This window comes from Psychrobacter sp. Ps6 (assembly GCF_022129235.1).
In the GTDB taxonomy this organism is placed as follows: Bacteria; Pseudomonadota; Gammaproteobacteria; order Pseudomonadales; family Moraxellaceae; genus Psychrobacter.
On the sequence record NZ_JADQAI010000001.1, the window covers coordinates 559,003 to 578,813 of the forward strand.

Here is a 19,811-nt window from a genome sequence, read left to right on the forward strand (position 1 = left end):
AAATATAAGGAACAGTTCATGGCACTATTAATCACTGATGAGTGCATCAACTGTGATGTGTGCGAGCCTGCTTGCCCCAATGAAGCCATCTCAGAAGGGGATGATATCTATGTCATCGACCCTGATCTATGTACAGAATGTGTCGGACATTTTGACGAGCCACAATGCGTTGTGATTTGTCCAGTTGACTGTATTCCTCACGATCCCAATCATGTCGAGACTGAAAGCGACCTGCTATCTAAATACAAACGTATTACGGGTCAATAGAGTACTTATAAGTGATTGATGACGTTTGGGTTTACAACGTGTTAGGGACAATGTAACGATGATAGACTCCATTCAAGTAGTGAGCGACTTTGATCAGCAACACCTATGGCACCCGTATGCCAGCCTGCCACCTACTTATCCTAATATCGTAATTGATCGTGCTGAAGGTGTTTATATCTTCACTGAAGACGGCACGCGCCTGATCGATGGCATGTCTTCATGGTGGGCGAGCGTTCATGGCTATAATCATCCAAAACTGAATGAAGCGCTTATTAAGCAATTGGGTAAAATGGCGCATGTCATGTTTGGTGGTTTGACTCATCAGCCAGCTATAAATTTAGGCAAAAAATTGCTCGACATTGTGCCTACTGGTTTAGACGCTATTTTTTATGCAGATAGTGGCAGTATTGCGGTAGAAGTGGCACTGAAAATGGCGCTGCAGTATCAAGTAGCTGCCAAGCGTCCAACCAAGCAACAGTTTGCCTCAACCCATTCAGGGTATTACGGAGACACGTGGCATGCTATGAGTGTCTGTGATCCTGTTAATGGTATGCACAGCCTATATGGCAAGCAATTACCGATGCAGCATTTCGTCCCTGCGCCGCCACTTGGCTTTGATCGCGCTTTGACAGTAGATGAGCGTGAATCGTTGGCTCAGTTTTTTGTAAAGTATGGCGAGCAGCTGGCGGGGTTTATCATTGAGCCGATTATTCAGGGCGCAGGCGGGATGCGTTTTTATAGTCCTGAATACCTACAATTGCTTCGTCAACTGTGCGATGAGCATGATGTACTATTGATTGCGGATGAAATCGCCACTGGGTTTGGTCGTAGTGGTAAGCTATTTGCGTGTGAGCACGCTGATATCTGTCCTGACATCATGACTATTGGCAAAGCGCTGACAGGCGGCTATATGACTTTTGCCGCAACGCTATGTACTCGCAATATCGCCGATACCATTCATAATAGCGATTATCCAGCCCTCATGCATGGTCCAACCTTTATGGGCAACCCACTTGCTTGTGCCGTCGCCTATGCGTCAATTGATTTGATACTGTCTTATGATATCGAAACACGTACCACCGATATGCAGCGTACGATGGAGCAAGTCCTTACGCCAGCTGCGCAGTTGGCAGGTGTTGCCGAGGTACGTTGTTTGGGTGCAGTGGCGGTGATTGAGTTAAATGACGCCGTTGATATGCCCACTTTTCAATCTTTATTGATTGATAACGGTATCTGGGTCAGACCGTTTGGGAAGCTGGTGTATATTATGCCACCCTACGTGATTACTGATGATGAGCTGACGACCTTATGCCAAGCGCTACTAAAAGTGGTCCGTACGTATTTACAAAACCGAGATCAACCATGAGTGTATTATTTATCTCCGGCATCGATACCGATATCGGCAAAACCTATGCTACTGGCTTACTTGCCAAAGCACTTATGCAAAAAGGTGTGAACGTTATCACGCAAAAGTTGGTGCAAACAGGCGTTTCCATAAATCCAAATGATGGCACATTGAACATCGCGGACGATATCGTGACCCACCGCCAACTGATGGGGATGCCATTACAGCCATACGATTTAGATTTTACCACTTGTCCTTATCGCTATGAGAAACCTGCGTCACCGCATCTATCCGCAACACTGGCCAACCAACCTCTCAATATTGAAGCGATTACTGAAGCCACGAAAGCATTGCAAGCTGATTACGATGTGGTATTGCTCGAAGGAGCAGGCGGGTTGTTAGTTCCCATTACCACTGTATTATTGACCTTGGATTATATCGCTGAGCAAGGTTATCCTATTGTCTTGGTCACTTCTGGTCGGTTGGGCAGCATTAACCATACGTTACTCAGTTTGGAGGCGATAAAATCGCGCGGCTTAATGATACATAGTGTGATTTACAATCATATCCATGATGATGCTGAGCAAACGGATACTGAGATCGCCAACAGTACTATTGAGTTCCTGCAAGCATATTTGTCTCGTCACTACCCCAAAGCGCATTGGCTGGTTTTGTCCAAACAATCAAATGAACATTCAGGCAATATCGACATACCTTTGCCAACAGCGTTTATCTAAGTTTTTAAGGTGTTTTTGCGGTAGTCACAATCATTCTAAAAATAAGCAGAAAAGACATTCCCATACAGGCGTTAGTTTTGTTATACTAGCGCGCTTGGTAGACTAGGCGATCGCCGCTGCACACTGGCAACAGATGAGCAGGGGAGGAAAGTCCGGGCTACATAGGGCAGCGTGCCAGCTAACGGCTGGGCAGAGTAATCTGACGACCAGTGCAGCAGAGAGTAGACCGCCTTTAGTATCTTAGGGTATTATCGGTAAGGGTGAAAGGGTGCGGTAAGAGCGCACCGCGTGAATGGCAACATCTCACGGCATGGTAAACTCCACGCGTAGCAAGACCAAATAGGCATCGGCATGGCGCGGCCCGCGTTCGATGCGGGTAGGTTGCTTGAGCGTATTAGCGATGATACGCCTAGAGGAATGATCGTCCACGACAGAACCCGGCTTATCGGTTTACCAAACCTTTTTTATCGTTTGTCGTAGTAATATTTGCAGTTAATTTGAGTGACATTCATTTTTTTGCAAAAAATGCCCATTAGGGGTTGACGTCAGTCAGCAGCTTGGGCATAATGTGCAGCCTAAAACGGCGATGTAGCTCAGCTGGTTAGAGCGCACGATTCATAATCGTGAGGTCGAGAGTTCAAGTCTCTCCATCGCCACCATATATAGCAGTACTAAAAAAAGCCAATCTCTCTGGGATTGGCTTTTTTTTGCCTAAAATAATCTGTCATTTACAAGGTTTGTAGGTGCTATTGCTTAGTCAAATATTCCCTGTTAGATGTCCGTCAGTCTCGCTTACTTGATAAATACTTTCTCTGCTACTAAAATCGCCTTACTTTGCAGTAGAAAACTGCTAGAATACTCTTTGGTATGTGCGTACAAGAGCACAGCAGAGCTACCGTACTAAGTACTGAGCTTTAGGCGACGTTATCCATTCTAAGGATTACGATCGATACAATAGCTGATCTGTAGCATACGCTTTGACAAAGCATACCTATCTTATCAAGTGTACTTGACCATATTTATCTCTTATCTTTATTCTATCACCTTTAATTTAGTAGGCGCTTTGTGACTGCATTAGCCAATATTCGTAACTTTTCAATCATTGCCCACATTGATCATGGTAAGTCGACCCTTGCCGATCGTTTTATTCAGATGTGCGGTGCCTTGCAAGATCGCGAGATGCAGGCGCAGGTGCTCGACTCGATGGACATTGAGCGTGAGCGCGGTATCACTATCAAAGCACAATCGGTAACGCTGTTTTATGATCACCCAAATGGTGAGCGTTATCAGCTGAACTTTATTGATACACCGGGTCACGTTGATTTCTCGTATGAAGTATCGCGCTCGTTAGCCGCTTGTGAAGGCGCGCTATTGGTCGTTGATGCTGCTCAAGGCGTGGAAGCTCAGTCGGTTGCCAATTGCTATACGGCAGTGGACCAAGGTTTAGAAGTGATGGCAGTCCTTAATAAAATTGATTTGCCACAAGTCGAGCCTGAGCGCGTTATTCAAGAAATTGAGGATATTATCGGTATTGATGCAGTAGATGCGCCGCGTGTATCAGCGAAATCTGGTCTAGGTGTCGACAAGTTGTTGGAAGCCTTAGTCGAGTTTATTCCTGCACCGACTGGCGACCGTGAAGCACCCCTACAAGCGTTGATTATTGACTCGTGGTTTGATAGCTATTTGGGTGTGGTCTCGCTCGTTCGTGTACGCCAAGGAACCGTGAAAAAAGGCGATAAGATTTATATCAAATCAACTGGCGATGCTCATCCAGTAAGCTCTATCGGTGTATTTACGCCAAAACCTGTCGATACTGGTATCTTAGAAGCAGGTGAAGTAGGCTTTATTATCGCGGGTATTAAAGACATTGCTGGTGCGCCAGTTGGTGATACGATTACCCATGCAAAGACTCCTGACGTCGATCGTATCCCAGGTTTCAAACAAATCACGCCACAAGTATATGCAGGCATGTTCCCAGTAGACTCTAGTGACTTTGAAAAATTCCGTGAAGCGTTGCAGAAGCTACAAATCAATGATGCCTCGTTATTCTTTGAGCCTGATACCTCAGACGCGTTAGGCTTTGGCTTTCGTTGTGGTTTCTTAGGCATGCTACACATGGAAATTATCCAAGAGCGCCTAGAGCGTGAGTATGACTTGGATTTGATTACCACCGCCCCGTCAGTGATCTATGAAATTGAAAAGAAAGGCGGCGACATCATCTATGTTGATAACCCATCAAGACTGCCTGAGCCCAATAACATCGAAGAGTTCCGTGAGCCAATTGCGCGCTGTCAGATTTTGGTACCGCAAGACTACTTGGGTAACGTCATGACACTATGTATTGAGCGTCGCGGCGTGCAGGTTGATATGCGCTTTATGGGTAAGCAGGTTCAGGTTATCTTTGATATTCCGATGGGTGAAGTGGTCATGGATTTCTTTGACCGTCTAAAGTCAGTCTCGCGTGGTTTTGCATCACTGGACTATAGTTTTGATCGTTATCAAGTTGATAAATTGGTTAAAGTAGACGTATTAATCAACGGTGATAAAGTTGACGCCTTGGCGATGATTGTACACCAAGATCAAGCACGTTTCCGCGGTAATCAGATAGTGACCAAGATGAAAGAATTGATTCCACGTCAGATGTTTGATGTGGCGATTCAAGCAGCAATTGGTAGTCAGATTATTGGTCGTAGTACGGTAAAAGCCATGCGTAAAGACGTATTGGCCAAATGTTATGGCGGTGATGTGTCGCGTAAGAAAAAGCTATTATCTAAGCAAAAAGCGGGCAAAAAACGTATGAAGCAAGTAGGTAACGTGGAGATTCCACAAGAAGCCTTCTTAGCTGTCTTGCAAGTTGATAGTTAATAGACAGTTCTATCTCAGATAGTTTTTGTACATAGCAGCAGTTGAATATCGTTAATTTTATCGTCAAAGCAGCTAGACAAGCAGCATGTTAATAGGCAATTTGGTATGGATTTTGATTTCAATTTAATTTTAGTGCCGTTGACTATAGGCTTAGGAATTGTCTGGCTGTTAGATAAGCTTGCATTTAAACAGCGTAAAACTCGCGGACGAGGCAAAGAGAGCCTACTGGTACGCTGGGCTTATGACTTTTTTCCTGTGTTGGCAGTAGTATTAATAGTACGCTCATTTTTAATTGAGCCTTTTAATATTCCATCATCCTCTATGGTGCCAACGTTGTATACGGGTGATTTCATTGCGGTCAATAAGTATGCGTATGGCGTCCGTCTACCGCTAACGTATAATAAAGTACTGGATACAGGTGAACCTGAGCACGGCGATGTAGTGGTATTCCGTTATCCTGAAAATCCAAGCATCTACTACATCAAGCGCTTGATTGGGTTGCCTGGCGATACCGTCAGCTATAATCAAGGTACAATCTCTATTAATGATGTACCAGTGGAGACGACGCCTATCGATTTTTCGGCAAGTGCAGAATTGACATCACAACTTTATTTGCCAGGACAAGTTGGTCCAGGTCAGGTGCTCACAGAAGAGAGTGCTGCTGCAATGGGTCAGGAGGAAGAGGACGCAGCACAGTATTTCCAAGAGACACAAGGTGAAAACACACACCTTGTTCGCTATTTAGATGGCATGAATAGCTCACAGTATGCTCCCTTCCTGCAGCAACAATCACCAGAAGTTGTGAGCTCAGAAGGCACAGAGTGGCGTATTAAAGTGCCAGAGGGTCAGTATTTTGTCATGGGTGATAACCGTGATCGCAGTGCAGATGGTCGCTTTTGGGGTTTTGTTCCTGATGAAAACTTAGCGGGTAAAGCTGTCTATATATGGATGCATAAGCCACCTGGACTAAATCTACCAACCTTTGAACGCAATGGTACTATTGATTAGTATTGTGAGTACTCTATTGGTTGATTTATCGATAATAGTTTTATGCTAATATCGTTACGATTCAATAAATAGCGTTCTACTATCTGATTTATAGGTACAGAACGTTATCAAAAATAGTCATCAATCAATCGAGGATTTCCATCATGCAGCAGTTATCTGGTCTTACCACGCAGCGCGGTGCTAGTGTGACAAACATCGTTCTCATTATTATGATGTTGGGTATCGCGGTTAAACTGCTAGTGGCTATTGTCCCTGCTCAAATTGGTGACTATCAACTGACTAAGCTCTTGAGTGCAGAGCTTAAAGTAGCCAATAACAACAACGAGACAGCCAAGCAGTTCGTTGAGCGTGTTAACAAACAGCTATCTATCAATGCTGACTATGACACCAATGCAGAAGATGTATTCACTTTTACCAATAAAAAAACGGGCCAATTGGCCATTCATAAAGAATATGCAGTAACCAATACGTTCTTTAGCAATGTCGATATCGTGAATCGTTTCGAAGGAGACATCGATATGGCTACAGCAGAATAAATAATCATAATATGGGACAGCGCTTTAGTCTCCTCAACAAAATCAAATATATACTTTTATTAAACTAAATCTGTAAAACAGAAGGGATAACCACAAGCCACGCATGAAACCAACTTCGCAACATTCCCAAGCGGTTCTTACTCCTAAAAAAAATAGCACGTCTGTCGACACGCTTGTTGTTAGCTCAGAATTTACTCAGCGCTTAGCAGTCTTAACGCGCAAGTTAGGCTATGTGTTTAATGATTTGAGCCTGCCAAAGCTTGCATTGACGCACCGCTCATTTGACAGCAAAAAAAATTATGAGCGTCTAGAGTTTTTAGGTGATGCGCTTTTGGGTATGATTGTGGGTGAGGCTTTATACCATCGTTATCCTAATCAAAACGAAGGGCGTCTAACCCGTATGCGTGCAACTTTGGTGCGCCAAGAGTCACTGGTTATTATTGCGCAAAATCTGGAGCTGTCTAATCATCTTATATTAGGCGTGGGTGAGCGTAAGGGTGGCGGCCGTAATCGTGCTTCTATATTGGCGGATGCGGTAGAGTCTTTGATTGGTGCCATCTATTTGGACAGTCAAGACATGGATATTACTCGTCATTGCGTACTTTCTTGGTATGGAGACTTGATTGACAACGTTAATGATCAAAAAGCACTAAAAGATGCGAAGAGCCGTTTGCAAGAGTGGTTACAGTCTAAGCAATTTGATTTGCCAAACTACGAGCTTATGGAAACACGTGGCAACGCTCCCCATCAAATCTTCGTGGTACGTTGTCACGTGAATATTCAAAACTGCCCTGATATTACTGAATCTGGTGAAAGCCGCCGTATCGCTGAGCAAAAAGCAGCAGAACTTATGATCAATCAGCTGCACAAACTTCCAGGATCCGCTAAAAAACGCTCTTAGCGAATATTTGCAGGCGATTACAGGCATATTTTTGAGTCAACAATGTCGCTTTTAAGTGATGAGACCTTGAGCGTGGTAGGCTTAATTTACCTTACATACTACTTATTTTAAATATTACCAGCCGATATCCAATAGTAACTGCACCGACAAACTATTAAGTCATATCTAGCTGGATATAAACCCTATAGGATTAACTTATGAGCAATCACACTGATGTGCCATCGAATAATGAAGATAGTACTCAAAATATGATTGAAAATACAGATGTCGATACGAATGCTGATAGCGTAGGAGAAATCACAATCGACAACGATATGGCGATTGAAGAGTTTTTTGCGCCAAATACGAATGCTCGTATGGCTGACGACTTCAGAGCTGGTTATGTTGCTATTGTTGGACGTCCAAATGTAGGTAAATCAACGTTGATGAACCACTTATTGGGTCAAAAGCTGTCTATTACTTCGCGTAAGCCGCAAACGACACGCCACCGTATTCATGGTATTTTGTCTAATCATGAGATGCAGGCAGTGTTTGTGGATACGCCAGGTATTCATCGCAATGAAGTACGCGCTATTAATGAGCGTATGAACAAAGCGGCAGTATCTGCTCTAGTAGATGTTGACCTAGTATTGTTCGTTGTTGACTCAGACCAATGGCGTGATGATGATCTATTGACGTTGCAAAAGCTTGGTGATACCAATTTGACTGTTGTATTGGTCATTAATAAGTCAGATACCTTAAAAGATAAAGGCAGTGTATTGCCACTTATTGAAACCTTTAATGAAAGTTTTGACTTTGCTGATATCGTTCCAGTATCGGCGCTCAAAAACCAAAACTTAGATCGTTTGCAAGAAGTGATTGCCTCACATTTACCTGTTGCTGCACCTATTTATGATACAGAGCAAATCACTGACCGTTCAGAGCGATTTTTAGCCAGTGAAATCATTCGTGAAAAAATCATGCGTAGTGCTGGTGATGAAGTGCCATACGACTTGACCGTACAGATTGATGCATTTAAAGATGAGCCTGCGCATACAGATCCAAAAACGGGGCGTCCACGTAAAGCATGCACCTTTATTGATGCAACTATCTATGTTGAGCGCAGTGGCCAAAAAGCCATTGTCATTGGTGATAAGGGTCAACGCATCAAGCAAGTCGGTATGGATGCTCGTAAAGATATGGAGCAGCTGTTTGACAAAAAAATCATGCTAACGCTATGGGTCAAAGTTAAACGTGGCTGGTCTGATGACGAACGTGCATTAACCAGTTTGGGATATTGATAGCAATCAAGGATAGTGCGGTAATATTGCTATCCATATGCTAAATGCTGAGGTAATAAACGATGCGTAACGAAGCGTTAATTGGCTATTTATTACATCAGCGTCCTTATCAAGAAAAGCGTGCGTTGTATTATCTTTTTTCTCAGCAGCATGGTGTGATACATGGTGTTGGGAAAAAAGGTGCACCGTTATTTATGCCTTTACAGCTATTTGCCACTGGCAAACGCGATCTAAAAACATTCACTCAAATCCAGATTACTTCGCAAACCACTCTCCAAACAAGTAACGAGCAAAAAGAGAGTGCCCCTGCCGCATTGTCTACTGTGCCTTACAGTAATATCAATGGACAACACCAATATGCGGCGTTGTACCTTAATGAGATATTGTGGCGATTGTTACCGACCGAAGATCCAATGCCAGTATTGTGGCAACATTATCAGGACAGTCTACAGCAGCTGAAGCAACCTTTAGATAACACTGAGCTTCGTTTATGTTTACGCCAATTTGAGCAGCACCTATTCAATGAGTTAGGGTTTACCTTAACGCTAACGCATGACAACATCGAAGATACGATCGAACCTGATTGTGTGTATCGCTTTTTACCTGATGTAGGGCTAATACCAATCATGCAGAATGCTACAGAGTCTGAGCATTTGAATAGTACTACCGGACAAACTATACTTAAGGGTGTCGATATTATTGAGATGGCCTACCTAGGTATTACTAAAGCAACGCTAAATAATTGTTCAAAGCTGCATCGTCATCTGATAGATCATTTACTTGATTATCAACCATTACAAAGTCGGCTGCTATGGCAACAGCAGCAGCGTTATCAATAAAAAGATTATCATTATCAAATCTATTTACTGCTTAGCACAGCTAGCAGTCAGTAGGATGATCTGCGTTGGGTTTGTATCTAACAATACCGGCTTGGTTGAATGATATTTGGTACATCGATTCATTATAAGGAGATGTGGGACAGTACTTGATATGGCCAAAGTGACCTCGAGGCTTGCCACTATCACCCCAAAATTTGATGTAATGGCGACCTGCTCCGACTCTGAGCTTCAGTGTACTATATTTTAAATTAAAAGATTGATTAAGTAGTAGAGCATCAGCATTTGCATCGAAGTTTTTGTTACCGTTTTTGTCCACGAATAATATAAGCATGTTATCACTATTTCGATCGCACTGTTTACCGTCATTTGATAAACAAACCAATATGTCCTGTCTGGTGATATAACTTTCAGCTTTTGCCAAAGCGAGGGTGTTTTCTAATTGTGTTTTGACACGTTTGGCTTCCATGCGCGTTAACTGTGTCAATATGCTAGGCATTGCAATCACTACTATGATAGCCAACACCGCTATGGTAACAATCAGTTCAACGAGAGTGAAGCCATTCCTACCTTTATCTCCTAAAACACACAAATTTATTGCAGATTTTCTATTACGTATAGTTAGTTGATGCTGTGTAGTGTTCAACTTATTTGTTCGAAATACCCGCCTAGCATGATTAATTGTTCTTTTCGTCAAAGTAGATACAGGTAAAAACACTCTTAGTAATCTATGATAATTTGATGATATCTTACAAAGCGATTTCATAGGTTGCTACATCCTATAGCTTCAGATTTTCCTAATAGAATAATCATGTTTATTTGCAACAGTTATTCAGTCTATTGTGGAGAGAGCAGTGCTTGATAAAGACTAATATTTTGGTTTGTTGATAATATACAAAACTATCACTTATCTATAATTCGCTTCCGATATGAAATAATGTTGACTGTCGTAATATAAACGGAATATATGTCTAGTGTCAAAAAATGTTTCAATTAGTGAATAATGTGCATTAGGAATAGAGAAAAATTATTAATTGTAATAAAATATGTTCAAACGACAGGCAGCATTCAATCTACTATCTGTCGCGAACTGACATACAAAAGATAAAAAGCGTAAGGTGTGTTAGTTCTAGGTAACTTAGAATGGCTATTGTGTTTTAGTTACAACATTATCGTGTAATAATGTGTAGCTCGTTAACGAAAAAAGTTGTAAACTGAATTGATAATCGCTAAGCTACGTTTTAATTGGTTTTGCTTTGTAACCTAAATGCGTAAAAGACGTCTGATTTAGAGCGTCTTGAGAGTCAGTTTTGCTTAATGCATCACTAAAATTATCCTTTGGAGGAAGTCCATGAAACTGAATAAAATTGCTCTAGCACTGTTCGCTGTAACAGCTGCACCTCTAGCAGCCAATGCTGGTGTTACTATTAGCCCGTTATTACTAGGTTATCATTACAGCGAAGGTGCTGACGATGATCAAGCTGAATTACTAGGCGACTATAGTGGTAATGGCGATAGCTATTATAAAGAAGATGGTTTATACACAGGTGCAGCTTTAGGTATCGAACTTACTCCTTCTACTCAGTTCCAAGTAGAGTATGGTGTATCAGATACTGATGCTATCAACCAAGACGGTTCTGATAACTTTGACGCAGAACAAGAAATGATCTCTGGTAACTTCTTGATCGGTACCGAAGAGTTCACTGGTTATACTGATAGCGCTCTTAAGCCATATGTATTGGTTGGTGCTGGCCAATCTAAACTTGAGATTAAAGACTCTTCAGGTGACAAAGTTAGTGGCACTAAAGACACTATCGGTAACCTAGGCCTAGGTGCTATGTATCGTATCAACGATGCCCTAAGCCTACGTGGTGAAGCTCGTGCGATTCATAACTTTGACAACAACTGGTGGGAAGGCATGGCCTTGGCCGGTCTAGAGGTTGTACTTGGTGGCCATCTAGCACCTACAGTAGCTGTACCGCCAATGGAAGAGCCAATGGTTGACAACACTCCAGTAGTTGTTGTTGAAGCTGACCTTGATTCTGACGGCGATGGCGTACCTGATAGCATGGATGCATGCCCAGGCACTCCAATGAATGTAGTGGTTGATGAGCGCGGTTGCCCAGTACCAGTAGATATTACTGATGAGCTGAAAATGGAACTACGTGTATTCTTTGATAACGATAAATCAGCTATCAAAAACCAATACAAGCCAGAAATCGCTAAAGTAGCAGAGAAAATGCGTGAGTATCCAAACTCTACAGCTCGTGTAGAAGGTCATGCATCTAAAACTGGTCCTTCAGCACGTTACAACCAACGTCTATCTGAAGCTCGTGCCGTTGCTGTTAAGTCTATGCTAACTAACGAATTCGGTATTGCTCCAAACCGTCTATCAACTGTTGGTTATGGTTACGACCAACCAATCGCATCAAACGATACTGAAGAAGGTCGTGCTATGAACCGTCGTGTTTATGCCATCATCACTGGTGACAAAACTATGACTGTTGAACAAACTAAAGATATGGTTGTTCAGTAAGTATTAGATAATTAATCGTATAGTTAGATATATGGTTACAAAAAAAGCCACCCAATTGGGTGGCTTTTTTTATTTATGTATTGAGAAAAGTAAGTTATTTCATAAATTTATGAATCAATAATGTTATACTAGCCACCCAAACATTCTGTAAATTGACAGAATGTACATTAGCATAGCTATCTGTACGATGAATTTATCGGCATAGATATTTGATTATATTGAGATTTTCTGAGCGATAGCATTTATTGTGTATCATCTAGAATTCAATATCTATCTGATTGATGATAAGAGTTTATCCAGCGGCGCTTATTGCTACTGCATTTTTTTAAGACGACACGAGCATTTTATATGGCGAACGATATCAAACACCTGCGTAACATTGCAATTATTGCCCACGTTGACCACGGTAAAACAACTTTGGTTGATAAATTATTACATCAATCTGGTACTTTTGGCGATCGTGCAAACATTGCTGAACGTGCGATGGATTCAGGTGATATTGAGCAAGAACGTGGTATTACTATTTTGGCTAAAAATACAGCCATTCGTTGGACAGATCAGACTTCAGAAACTGAATACCGTATCAACATCGTCGACACTCCAGGTCACGCCGATTTCGGTGGTGAAGTTGAGCGTGTAATGTCGATGGTTGATTGCGTACTTTTGGTTGTTGATGCTGTCGATGGCCCAATGCCTCAGACTCGTTTCGTAACGCAAAAAGCATTTGAACAAGGTCTAAAGCCGATTGTTGTTATCAATAAAATTGACCGTCCTGGCTCACGCCCTGATTGGGTAATGGATCAAATTTTTGATTTGTTCGATAATCTAGGTGCAACTGATGAGCAGCTTGATTTTCCAGTAGTTTATGCATCAGCGTTAAATGGTATTGCAGGTCTAGAAGCAGACGATTTAGCTGATGACATGACGCCGCTATTTAAAACTATCGTTGATGTTGTACAGGCGCCGCAAGTTGATGCAGACGCACCATTCCGTATGCAAATCTCAAGTCTTGATTACAACAGCTTCGTTGGTGTTATCGGTATTGGTCGTATCCAGCGCGGTAAGGTTAAAACCAATACACCAGTTACTGTCATTGACAAGCATGGTAAGACACGTAACGGTCGTATTTTAAAAATCATGGGCTACCATGGCCTTGATCGTATTGACGTTGAAGATGCACAGGCTGGTGATATCGTTTGTATCACGGGTATCGATGCGCTTAATATCTCAGATACGATTTGTGATCCTAGTAATGTTGAAGCATTACCAGCATTAACAGTTGATCAGCCTACCGTATCAATGAATTTCCAAGTAAATAACTCACCATTTGCTGGTCGTGAGGGTAAGTTTGTCACGTCACGTAATATTCGTGAGCGTCTTGAGCGTGAGTTGATTCATAACGTTGCACTACGTGTAGAAGATACTGAATCTCCAGATAAGTTCAAAGTATCAGGTCGTGGTGAGCTTCATTTATCTGTACTTATTGAAAACATGCGCCGTGAAGGCTTCGAGATGGGTGTTTCAGGCCCAGAAGTTATCGTAAAAGAAGTTGATGGCAAGCTACAAGAGCCGTATGAAAACGTTGTCTTCGATATCGAAGAAGAGCATCAGGGTTCTATCATGGAGCAGGTTGGTCTACGCAAAGGCGAAATGACCAATATGGAGCTTGATGGTAAAGGCCGTATGCGTATTGAAGCAACAGTACCAGCTCGTGGTTTGATCGGTTTCCGTTCTGAGTTTTTAACACTAACCTCAGGTAGTGGTATCATGACGTCAAGCTTTTCGCATTACGGTCCACAAAAGATCGGTGATGTGGGTGGTCGTTCAAACGGCGTATTGGTTTCTATGGCAAATGGTACCTGCCTAGGCTTTGCACTGTTTAACCTACAAAAACGTGGTAAGTTATTTGCTGAGCCACAGCTTGAAGTTTATGAGGGTATGATTATTGGTCTTAACTCTCGTAACGATGATATGACGGTTAACCCAACAACCGGTAAGCAGCTTACCAACGTACGTGCTAGTGGTACTGATGAAGCGTTGACGTTGACGCCAGCAGTTAAGTTCACGCTTGAGCAAGCGCTTGAGTTTATTCAAGATGATGAGCTAGTTGAAGTAACACCAAAAGCAGTACGTATCCGTAAACGCTATCTGACTGAAAGTGAGCGTAAGCGTCACGGCCGTAGTAAGAAAAACGCATAATATCGACAGTATAAACTACTCAATTTTTTAGAGCGTTGATTTTCAACACTAAAGTTTAATGTCTTTTAGACATCGAAGTAGTTAAAGAATTAGCAGTATAGGGTGAGCTATAGTGGTTCACTTTATACTGCTTTTTTTTGTTGTAATTTTGAAAAAATACATACAAAATGAACATTAGTTTTGATGTGTTCAGTGATTAACGTTAGAGTGAAGTATGATACTGATTATATAAAATATCTATACGCCTATAGATAATTCTTGAGGAGAATACGATGAGTATGGTTTCAGAATTTAAAGAGTTTGCTCTAAAAGGCAATGTGATGGATTTAGCAGTTGGTGTCATCATTGGTGGGGCTTTTGCTACCATCACTAAATCATTGGTAGATGATATCATTATGCCAATTGTCGCTTTCATTGCAGGGGGTGAGATTAACTTTAAAAATATGCTTTTAGTATTGGGTGATGTGCCTAATGGGGTTGCTATGACCTACGATGCACTCAAAGAAGCTGGCGTTCCTGTATTGGCATATGGTAGCTTCATCACTGTACTCATTAATTTTCTAATTTTAGCTTTTATTATTTTTATGATGGTTAGAGTAGTAAATAAAATGCGTCGTACGGAAGCTGTAGAGGAAGCTGTAGTAGAGCCATCAGAAGAAGTACAGTTACTGCGTGAAATCAGTGCTAAATTAAGTAATACTCATATTGTAAAATAATAATGTACAGTTTAGTGGTAATAAAAAAGGCTAACGTAAAGTTAGCCTTTTCTATTGTCTATTCGCAAAGTCATATTTTTTGATTCATGCTAAAAACGATCAAACACAGTAGCTTATGGCGTGACAACCACGTAATCGTTAGTATTAATCAAAATCTCCGATGGTTGGTCAACGACAATACGCACAGTATTATTGTCAATAACTTGTGATTTATAATAGTTGTCTTCAGCAACTGTACAGCCTAAACATCTTCCCATAGCATCCCAAGGCTCAACAAATAATTTTTGCTGAGCTTGATCGGCATTTCCACCGATAAGAGAGAAGGGCAGGCTCACGATATAGGCGGCGGTACCAGCCACAGCATTGACCAATTGCAATGGTTTACCAACAATCGTATCTACTACCATCGTCTCATACGAAGGGCCAAAGTCAGTTTCGTCTATTTCTATGGCTGCAAAAGTAGGTTGCATACTAGCAGCCATTAACGCTAAGGAAGTAAAGACAGGCAACAACTTCTGCTTAACTGCGCGTTTGTTTTTGGCTTTAACCGTCATAACGATATCCTAAAATTCACAATGAGTATGATTAATGGCTGCTGCTGTCTCCACATAGGAATATCGCGGCAACGACAGGTAAGGTAAGTATTACAGAAGAATAAATAGTGCGCGCTATTTGTGTAAGCGCTAGCACTATTAAAGCAAGATGTAGACCAATAAGCAACAAGAATACATGGGATATTCTTATGTGAGTAAAAAATATATCACGCTAGATTATATTTATTTTGAGATAGTGGTGGACTTATTTTTGTTTAAGACAACATTGCATATGACCAATAATTAAGCTCAAGCTAGTGGCTGACAATTCGGACAGTAAACACTGGCTCTACCGTTGAGCTTGATATTCTCTAGTACGGTATTGCAGTGTGGACAATGCTCTCCTTGTCTCCCATAAACATTTAAGGTTTGCTGAAAATAACCGGTCTGACCACTAGCTACTGTGAAGTCTCGTAACGTTGAGCCACCAAGTTTGATAGCCTTTTTTAATATATCTTTAATATGATCAACTAAAATTATCAGCTGCTCAAGTGATAGCTGATTGGCTGGAGTGGCAGGGTGAATACCTGATAGGTAGAGGCTTTCCGTCGCATAAATATTACCGACACCTACCACGACTTTTTGTTCCATAATGACAGATTTAATAGCTCGTACGATAGACTGTGCTCGTTTGTTCGTGGGGCTTTTATGAGAACTTGTATCGTTATGGTCTTTATCAGATAAGTCAGTACGCTGAATAATGTTATATAAATACTCTGCGGTAAAATCTTCTGAGAGTGGCTCAGGGCCTAAGTGGTTCAGTAATTTGCTACCGTAATCTTTATACCATAATACTGAGCCAAATCGTCTTGGATCGTAATAATGTAGCTGAGATTTAGCGTTTTCAGAATCCTTAAATACTACTATCAGATGATCATGTTTACGTTTTTCAGTGCCATAGCTGTGCTGCTGTAAACTACCTGACATGCCTAAATGAATCAAAAGCTTAAGTGGTGCTACAGAGGCATCATTATCGTTAGAAACTATAGGCAAAAAGTTAAGAACAAGATATTTTGCTCGGCGTTCAACGCTATCCAACGTGTAGTCAACCAAACTGCTCAAGTCATCTGGCATCGCCCAACGTAGCTTTGGTTGAAAGACTTTTATGTCAATCACCTGCTGTCCTAATAATGGTGCAAGGCTAGTCTTGGTGGTCTCTACTTCTGGCAATTCGGGCATGATGTTTTATGACAACTCTATTTTTTAGTGAATAATTGGTAGCTTAGCATTTCAACTAAGCCACAGCGCGACGAGCATGTAAGATACCGTGCTGTTGTTCTAGTTTGGCGAGTAGTTTAGATAAGTGCGCCAGCCCTGAAACTTCGATATGAAATTTCAAAAAGGCGATATTGTCATCGTTGCTAAGCGTTTCAACTTTGCGGATATTGACGTTCTCTTTATCAATAATCTGTGTCAAATCACGCAACAGGCCGCGTCTGTCATACGCCTCTACGTGGATATCAACTGGCTGATAACGACCAGATTGTACTTGCCAAGCCGCCTCTATTTTGCGCTCAGGATCACGCTCGACCAAACGCAGATACTCAGGGCAACCACGGTTATGAACGCTGACACCTCGCGATAAGGTGATGTATCCAGCAATTGGCTCACCATGTACAGGGTGGCAGCAGCCTGCTAAATTGATTTCAATATTATCCAGACCATCGATACGGATTTTGTAGGCATCAAGCTTGCTTGCATCTCTAGTATCGATGTGCGGTGCAAAGTTCTCTGGTGGTATCTCAGGCTCCAGATGTAGCTGCCGAGAAATATGGCTGGTGAGCTGATTGAGACCGATATCACCTGTGACGAGCCCCACGATAATATCATCGGTCGTATTGACGTGGAAATGCTGAATATAATCATTTAAGTCAATGCTATTGGGATGCACAGATAGGCGCTCAAGCTCTTTGCTGAGCATCTGACGACCTATCTCAATATTCTTATCACGGTCTTGTTTGTTGAACCATTGACGCAGTTTTGAGCGTGCGCGGTTGGTGTGAATATAACCTAGTGAGGCGACTAGCCAATCACGATTGGGCTCACGCGATGCCTTGGTGATGATCTCAACTTGTTCCCCTGTTTTTAGCTGATAAGTCAATGGCACATAGCGCTGATTGACTCGGGCTGCCTGTGCACGGTTACCAACTTGGGTATGCACATAATAGGCAAAGTCGAGAACGGTTGCACCTTTTGGTAGCTCAGTGATGTCACCGTCACGGCTGAAGATATAAATACGCTCGAGCTCATCAAAATCAACGAGTTGCTCTTCTTCGTCAAACTCCATGTCATCTAGCTCTTCACCTGTCATGACAGCTGAGCGTGGCTGATTACGGGTCTCATTGTTAATCGATAGTAGCTGACGTAGCGAGCTGATTCTTTGATTTAAGTAGTTGTCTTTTTTATTCTTCAGGCCTTCTTTGTAGTTGACATGTGCGCACATGCCAAGCTCTGCTTCAAAGTGCATTTCTTGAGTACGAATCTGCACTTCAAGCGATTTGTTTTCGGCAATGACGGCGGTATGTAGTGAGCGGTAGCCGTTTGACTTTGGGTTGGTAATATAATCGTCAAATTGCTCAGGAATATAACGCCACAAACCATGTACCAAGCCTAAGACGTGATAACAGTCTGAAGGATTATTGACCAATACTCGTAATGCACGAATATCATAAAGCTGGTCAAAGGATAAGCCTTTGAGCTTCATTTTGCGGTAAATAGAATAGATGTGCTTAACACGTCCGGATACTTCGCCCTCAATGCCAGCATTCGCTAATGCCTCATTGAGCTTGTCTTCTACACGCTGAATATAAGACTCGCGTTCGCTACGTTTTTCGGACAGTAGCTTGGCAATCTCTTTGTACCTATCGGGCGCAAGATAGCGAAACGCCAAATCTTCAAGCTCCCATTTAAGCTGCGCGATACCTAGGCGATGCGCTAATGGGGCATAAATAGTCATGACCTCACGCGCGACACGAGTTTGACGCTCGGGTCTAGAGAACGTCAACTCACGCATGGCAAAGGTACGCTCTGCCAATTTAATGAGTACCACACGCACGTCGTTGGTAACAGAGATGAGCATGCTATAAATATTTGATAGCTGGTCACGCTGATTATTGACGAAATGATCTTCTAAGCGTTTATTGCTCTCAATAATCTCTGAGAGTTTCCCCATTGCTAACGTGTCTTTGACAAGAGTCAAGATATCCGCACCAAAATTTTTCTCAACTTCAGCAAGACTAATGATGGATTTGCGTGCACTGCGATATAGCATGGCAGCAACAAGCGCGTCTTCATCTTGATAGAGATAGGTCAATATGTCTGTCATGCCAATACCAGTGACGTAAGCACCTGAGCGCTCAGACTCGCTAGTATTCATGTGACTACGGATAAACTCACAGGCAGCACTCAGATGAGGTACAGACTCTTGTCCGATACGCTTCGCCACATTGTCGAGCCAAGTGGGTACATCAATATTGGCTTGATCTAAATCAATTGATTCGAGCTCTTCGTCTGAGAGCGTATAGGTATTGTCCAGATACTCGTTTTCAAGCGCGGGGTCGAGGCCATCATAAGTATGTGCCGCTGATCGATCGAAAGTCGTATGTAGCTTGTGAGTTGACAGCTGGTATTTGATATCGAGGGGAATTTGGGCGTAACTATTGGCAGACTGGTGGGAGCGTTGGCTCGCCACCAATTGCGCCGCAAGTGCTGCACTATCGGCCTGCGTGGTTTGTCCATCCACCAGCGGTAATCCTTCACGAATTTTTACCATAGCCGACTCCTCTTAGCTATTTTGAATTGATTATAACCTCATCTACTATGCACACACTCTGAATGAACGATTCATAAAGTGACAGCTATAAATCAATACAACTGCTAAAAAGCTGATTTTTAGCAGCTATAAAATGCGCGTAAAATATATAAAGCTATGAGTGCAAGTACTTCTTATACCCTTATTTATAACATAAGAAGATTGTTTAGTATTATCTCAC

At 42.1% G+C, this 19,811-nt stretch carries 16 protein-coding genes, 1 tRNA gene and 1 other RNA gene; 14 read left to right on the plus strand and 4 right to left on the minus strand.

Going from position 1 to position 19,811, the window contains the following annotated elements:
* Positions 1–18 precede the first annotated feature (18 nt).
* The 11 genes from I3255_RS02360 to I3255_RS02410 all read left to right on the plus strand — a co-directional run bounded on the left by I3255_RS02360 (position 19) and on the right by I3255_RS02410 (position 9,778).
* Positions 19–267 (plus strand): YfhL family 4Fe-4S dicluster ferredoxin, encoded by a 249-nt coding sequence (locus I3255_RS02360; protein ID WP_021814308.1) that lies wholly within the window; start codon positions 19–21, stop codon positions 265–267.
* 58 nt (positions 268–325) lie between these two features.
* A complete protein-coding gene (bioA, locus tag I3255_RS02365) occupies positions 326–1,633 on the plus strand; it encodes an adenosylmethionine--8-amino-7-oxononanoate transaminase (protein WP_238036410.1) in 1,308 nt (435 codons plus the stop codon).
* Positions 1,630–2,349 (plus strand): dethiobiotin synthase, encoded by a 720-nt coding sequence (gene bioD / locus I3255_RS02370; protein ID WP_238036411.1) that lies wholly within the window; start codon positions 1,630–1,632, stop codon positions 2,347–2,349. The genes bioA and bioD overlap by 4 nt, the downstream gene beginning before the upstream one ends.
* Positions 2,350–2,443: 94 nt before the next feature.
* Positions 2,444–2,810, plus strand: an RNA gene (gene rnpB, locus I3255_RS02375) — RNase P RNA component class A.
* A gap of 121 nt (positions 2,811–2,931) precedes the next feature.
* Positions 2,932–3,008, plus strand: a tRNA-Met gene (locus I3255_RS02380).
* 406 nt (positions 3,009–3,414) lie between these two features.
* Positions 3,415–5,214, plus strand: a complete 1,800-nt coding sequence (lepA, locus tag I3255_RS02385) for a translation elongation factor 4 (protein ID WP_238036412.1) — start codon at positions 3,415–3,417, stop codon at positions 5,212–5,214.
* A 105-nt stretch (positions 5,215–5,319) separates the two neighbouring features.
* The gene (lepB, locus tag I3255_RS02390; protein WP_238036413.1) at positions 5,320–6,222 is read left to right on the plus strand and encodes a signal peptidase I; all 903 of its coding nucleotides are present in this window, start codon (positions 5,320–5,322) and stop codon (positions 6,220–6,222) included.
* Positions 6,223–6,365: 143 nt separating this feature from the next.
* Positions 6,366–6,758, plus strand: coding sequence for a DUF4845 domain-containing protein (locus tag I3255_RS02395; protein WP_238036414.1), 393 nt, complete (start codon positions 6,366–6,368; stop codon positions 6,756–6,758).
* Positions 6,759–6,861: 103 nt separating this feature from the next.
* Positions 6,862–7,659 (plus strand): ribonuclease III, encoded by a 798-nt coding sequence (gene rnc / locus I3255_RS02400; protein WP_201598824.1) that lies wholly within the window; start codon positions 6,862–6,864, stop codon positions 7,657–7,659.
* Between the two features lie 248 nt (positions 7,660–7,907).
* On the plus strand, positions 7,908–8,939 hold the full coding sequence (gene era / locus I3255_RS02405; protein WP_238036537.1) for a GTPase Era: 1,032 nt from the start codon (positions 7,908–7,910) through the stop codon (positions 8,937–8,939).
* A gap of 62 nt (positions 8,940–9,001) precedes the next feature.
* Positions 9,002–9,778 carry a DNA repair protein RecO C-terminal domain-containing protein gene (locus tag I3255_RS02410; RefSeq protein WP_238036415.1) on the plus strand — a complete coding sequence of 259 codons (777 nt, stop codon included), beginning with the start codon at positions 9,002–9,004 and terminating at the stop codon, positions 9,776–9,778.
* 40 nt (positions 9,779–9,818) lie between these two features.
* Here the strand turns inward: I3255_RS02410 and I3255_RS14825 are convergent, their stop codons facing one another.
* Positions 9,819–10,541 carry a GspH/FimT family pseudopilin gene (locus tag I3255_RS14825; RefSeq protein WP_269117237.1) on the minus strand — a complete coding sequence of 241 codons (723 nt, stop codon included), beginning with the start codon at positions 10,539–10,541 and terminating at the stop codon, positions 9,819–9,821.
* A gap of 585 nt (positions 10,542–11,126) precedes the next feature.
* Here I3255_RS14825 and I3255_RS02425 point away from each other — a divergent pair.
* From I3255_RS02425 to mscL, 3 genes are all read left to right on the plus strand, one after another.
* The gene (locus tag I3255_RS02425; protein WP_238036416.1) at positions 11,127–12,311 is read left to right on the plus strand and encodes an OmpA family protein; all 1,185 of its coding nucleotides are present in this window, start codon (positions 11,127–11,129) and stop codon (positions 12,309–12,311) included.
* A 348-nt stretch (positions 12,312–12,659) separates the two neighbouring features.
* Positions 12,660–14,510 carry a translational GTPase TypA gene (gene typA / locus I3255_RS02430; protein ID WP_238036417.1) on the plus strand — a complete coding sequence of 617 codons (1,851 nt, stop codon included), beginning with the start codon at positions 12,660–12,662 and terminating at the stop codon, positions 14,508–14,510.
* 272 nt (positions 14,511–14,782) lie between these two features.
* The gene (gene mscL / locus I3255_RS02435; RefSeq protein ID WP_238036418.1) at positions 14,783–15,226 is read left to right on the plus strand and encodes a large conductance mechanosensitive channel protein MscL; all 444 of its coding nucleotides are present in this window, start codon (positions 14,783–14,785) and stop codon (positions 15,224–15,226) included.
* A gap of 113 nt (positions 15,227–15,339) precedes the next feature.
* Here mscL and I3255_RS02440 read toward each other — a convergent pair whose 3' ends face one another.
* From I3255_RS02440 to I3255_RS02450, 3 genes are all read right to left on the minus strand, one after another.
* A complete protein-coding gene (locus I3255_RS02440; RefSeq protein ID WP_238036419.1) occupies positions 15,340–15,780 on the minus strand; it encodes a hypothetical protein in 441 nt (146 codons plus the stop codon).
* A 288-nt stretch (positions 15,781–16,068) separates the two neighbouring features.
* Complete coding sequence (mutM, locus tag I3255_RS02445; RefSeq protein ID WP_238036421.1) at positions 16,069–16,998, minus strand: bifunctional DNA-formamidopyrimidine glycosylase/DNA-(apurinic or apyrimidinic site) lyase; 930 nt, start codon at positions 16,996–16,998, stop codon at positions 16,069–16,071.
* A 55-nt stretch (positions 16,999–17,053) separates the two neighbouring features.
* Entirely contained in the window at positions 17,054–19,591 is a 2,538-nt protein-coding gene (locus I3255_RS02450) for a bifunctional (p)ppGpp synthetase/guanosine-3',5'-bis(diphosphate) 3'-pyrophosphohydrolase (protein WP_238036423.1), read from the minus strand.
* Positions 19,592–19,811: the final 220 nt, after the last annotated feature.

Bases quoted from the DNA above. Each gene is read 5' to 3' on its own strand.
- I3255_RS02425 (WP_238036416.1), top strand. From the start codon at position 11,127: ATGAAACTGAATAAAATTGCTCTAGCACTGTTCGCTGTAACAGCTGCA.
- rnc (WP_201598824.1), top strand. From the start codon at position 6,862: ATGAAACCAACTTCGCAACATTCCCAAGCGGTTCTTACTCCTAAAAAA.
- I3255_RS02410 (WP_238036415.1), top strand. From the start codon at position 9,002: ATGCGTAACGAAGCGTTAATTGGCTATTTATTACATCAGCGTCCTTAT.
- I3255_RS02440 (WP_238036419.1), bottom strand. From the start codon at position 15,780: ATGACGGTTAAAGCCAAAAACAAACGCGCAGTTAAGCAGAAGTTGTTG.
- mscL (WP_238036418.1), top strand. From the start codon at position 14,783: ATGAGTATGGTTTCAGAATTTAAAGAGTTTGCTCTAAAAGGCAATGTG.
- bioA (WP_238036410.1), top strand. From the start codon at position 326: ATGATAGACTCCATTCAAGTAGTGAGCGACTTTGATCAGCAACACCTA.
- lepB (WP_238036413.1), top strand. From the start codon at position 5,320: ATGGATTTTGATTTCAATTTAATTTTAGTGCCGTTGACTATAGGCTTA.
- era (WP_238036537.1), top strand. From the start codon at position 7,908: ATGATTGAAAATACAGATGTCGATACGAATGCTGATAGCGTAGGAGAA.
- I3255_RS14825 (WP_269117237.1), bottom strand. From the start codon at position 10,541: ATGAAATCGCTTTGTAAGATATCATCAAATTATCATAGATTACTAAGA.
- mutM (WP_238036421.1), bottom strand. From the start codon at position 16,998: ATGCCCGAATTGCCAGAAGTAGAGACCACCAAGACTAGCCTTGCACCA.
- I3255_RS02450 (WP_238036423.1), bottom strand. From the start codon at position 19,591: ATGGTAAAAATTCGTGAAGGATTACCGCTGGTGGATGGACAAACCACG.
- I3255_RS02360 (WP_021814308.1), top strand. From the start codon at position 19: ATGGCACTATTAATCACTGATGAGTGCATCAACTGTGATGTGTGCGAG.
- bioD (WP_238036411.1), top strand. From the start codon at position 1,630: ATGAGTGTATTATTTATCTCCGGCATCGATACCGATATCGGCAAAACC.
- I3255_RS02395 (WP_238036414.1), top strand. From the start codon at position 6,366: ATGCAGCAGTTATCTGGTCTTACCACGCAGCGCGGTGCTAGTGTGACA.
- typA (WP_238036417.1), top strand. From the start codon at position 12,660: ATGGCGAACGATATCAAACACCTGCGTAACATTGCAATTATTGCCCAC.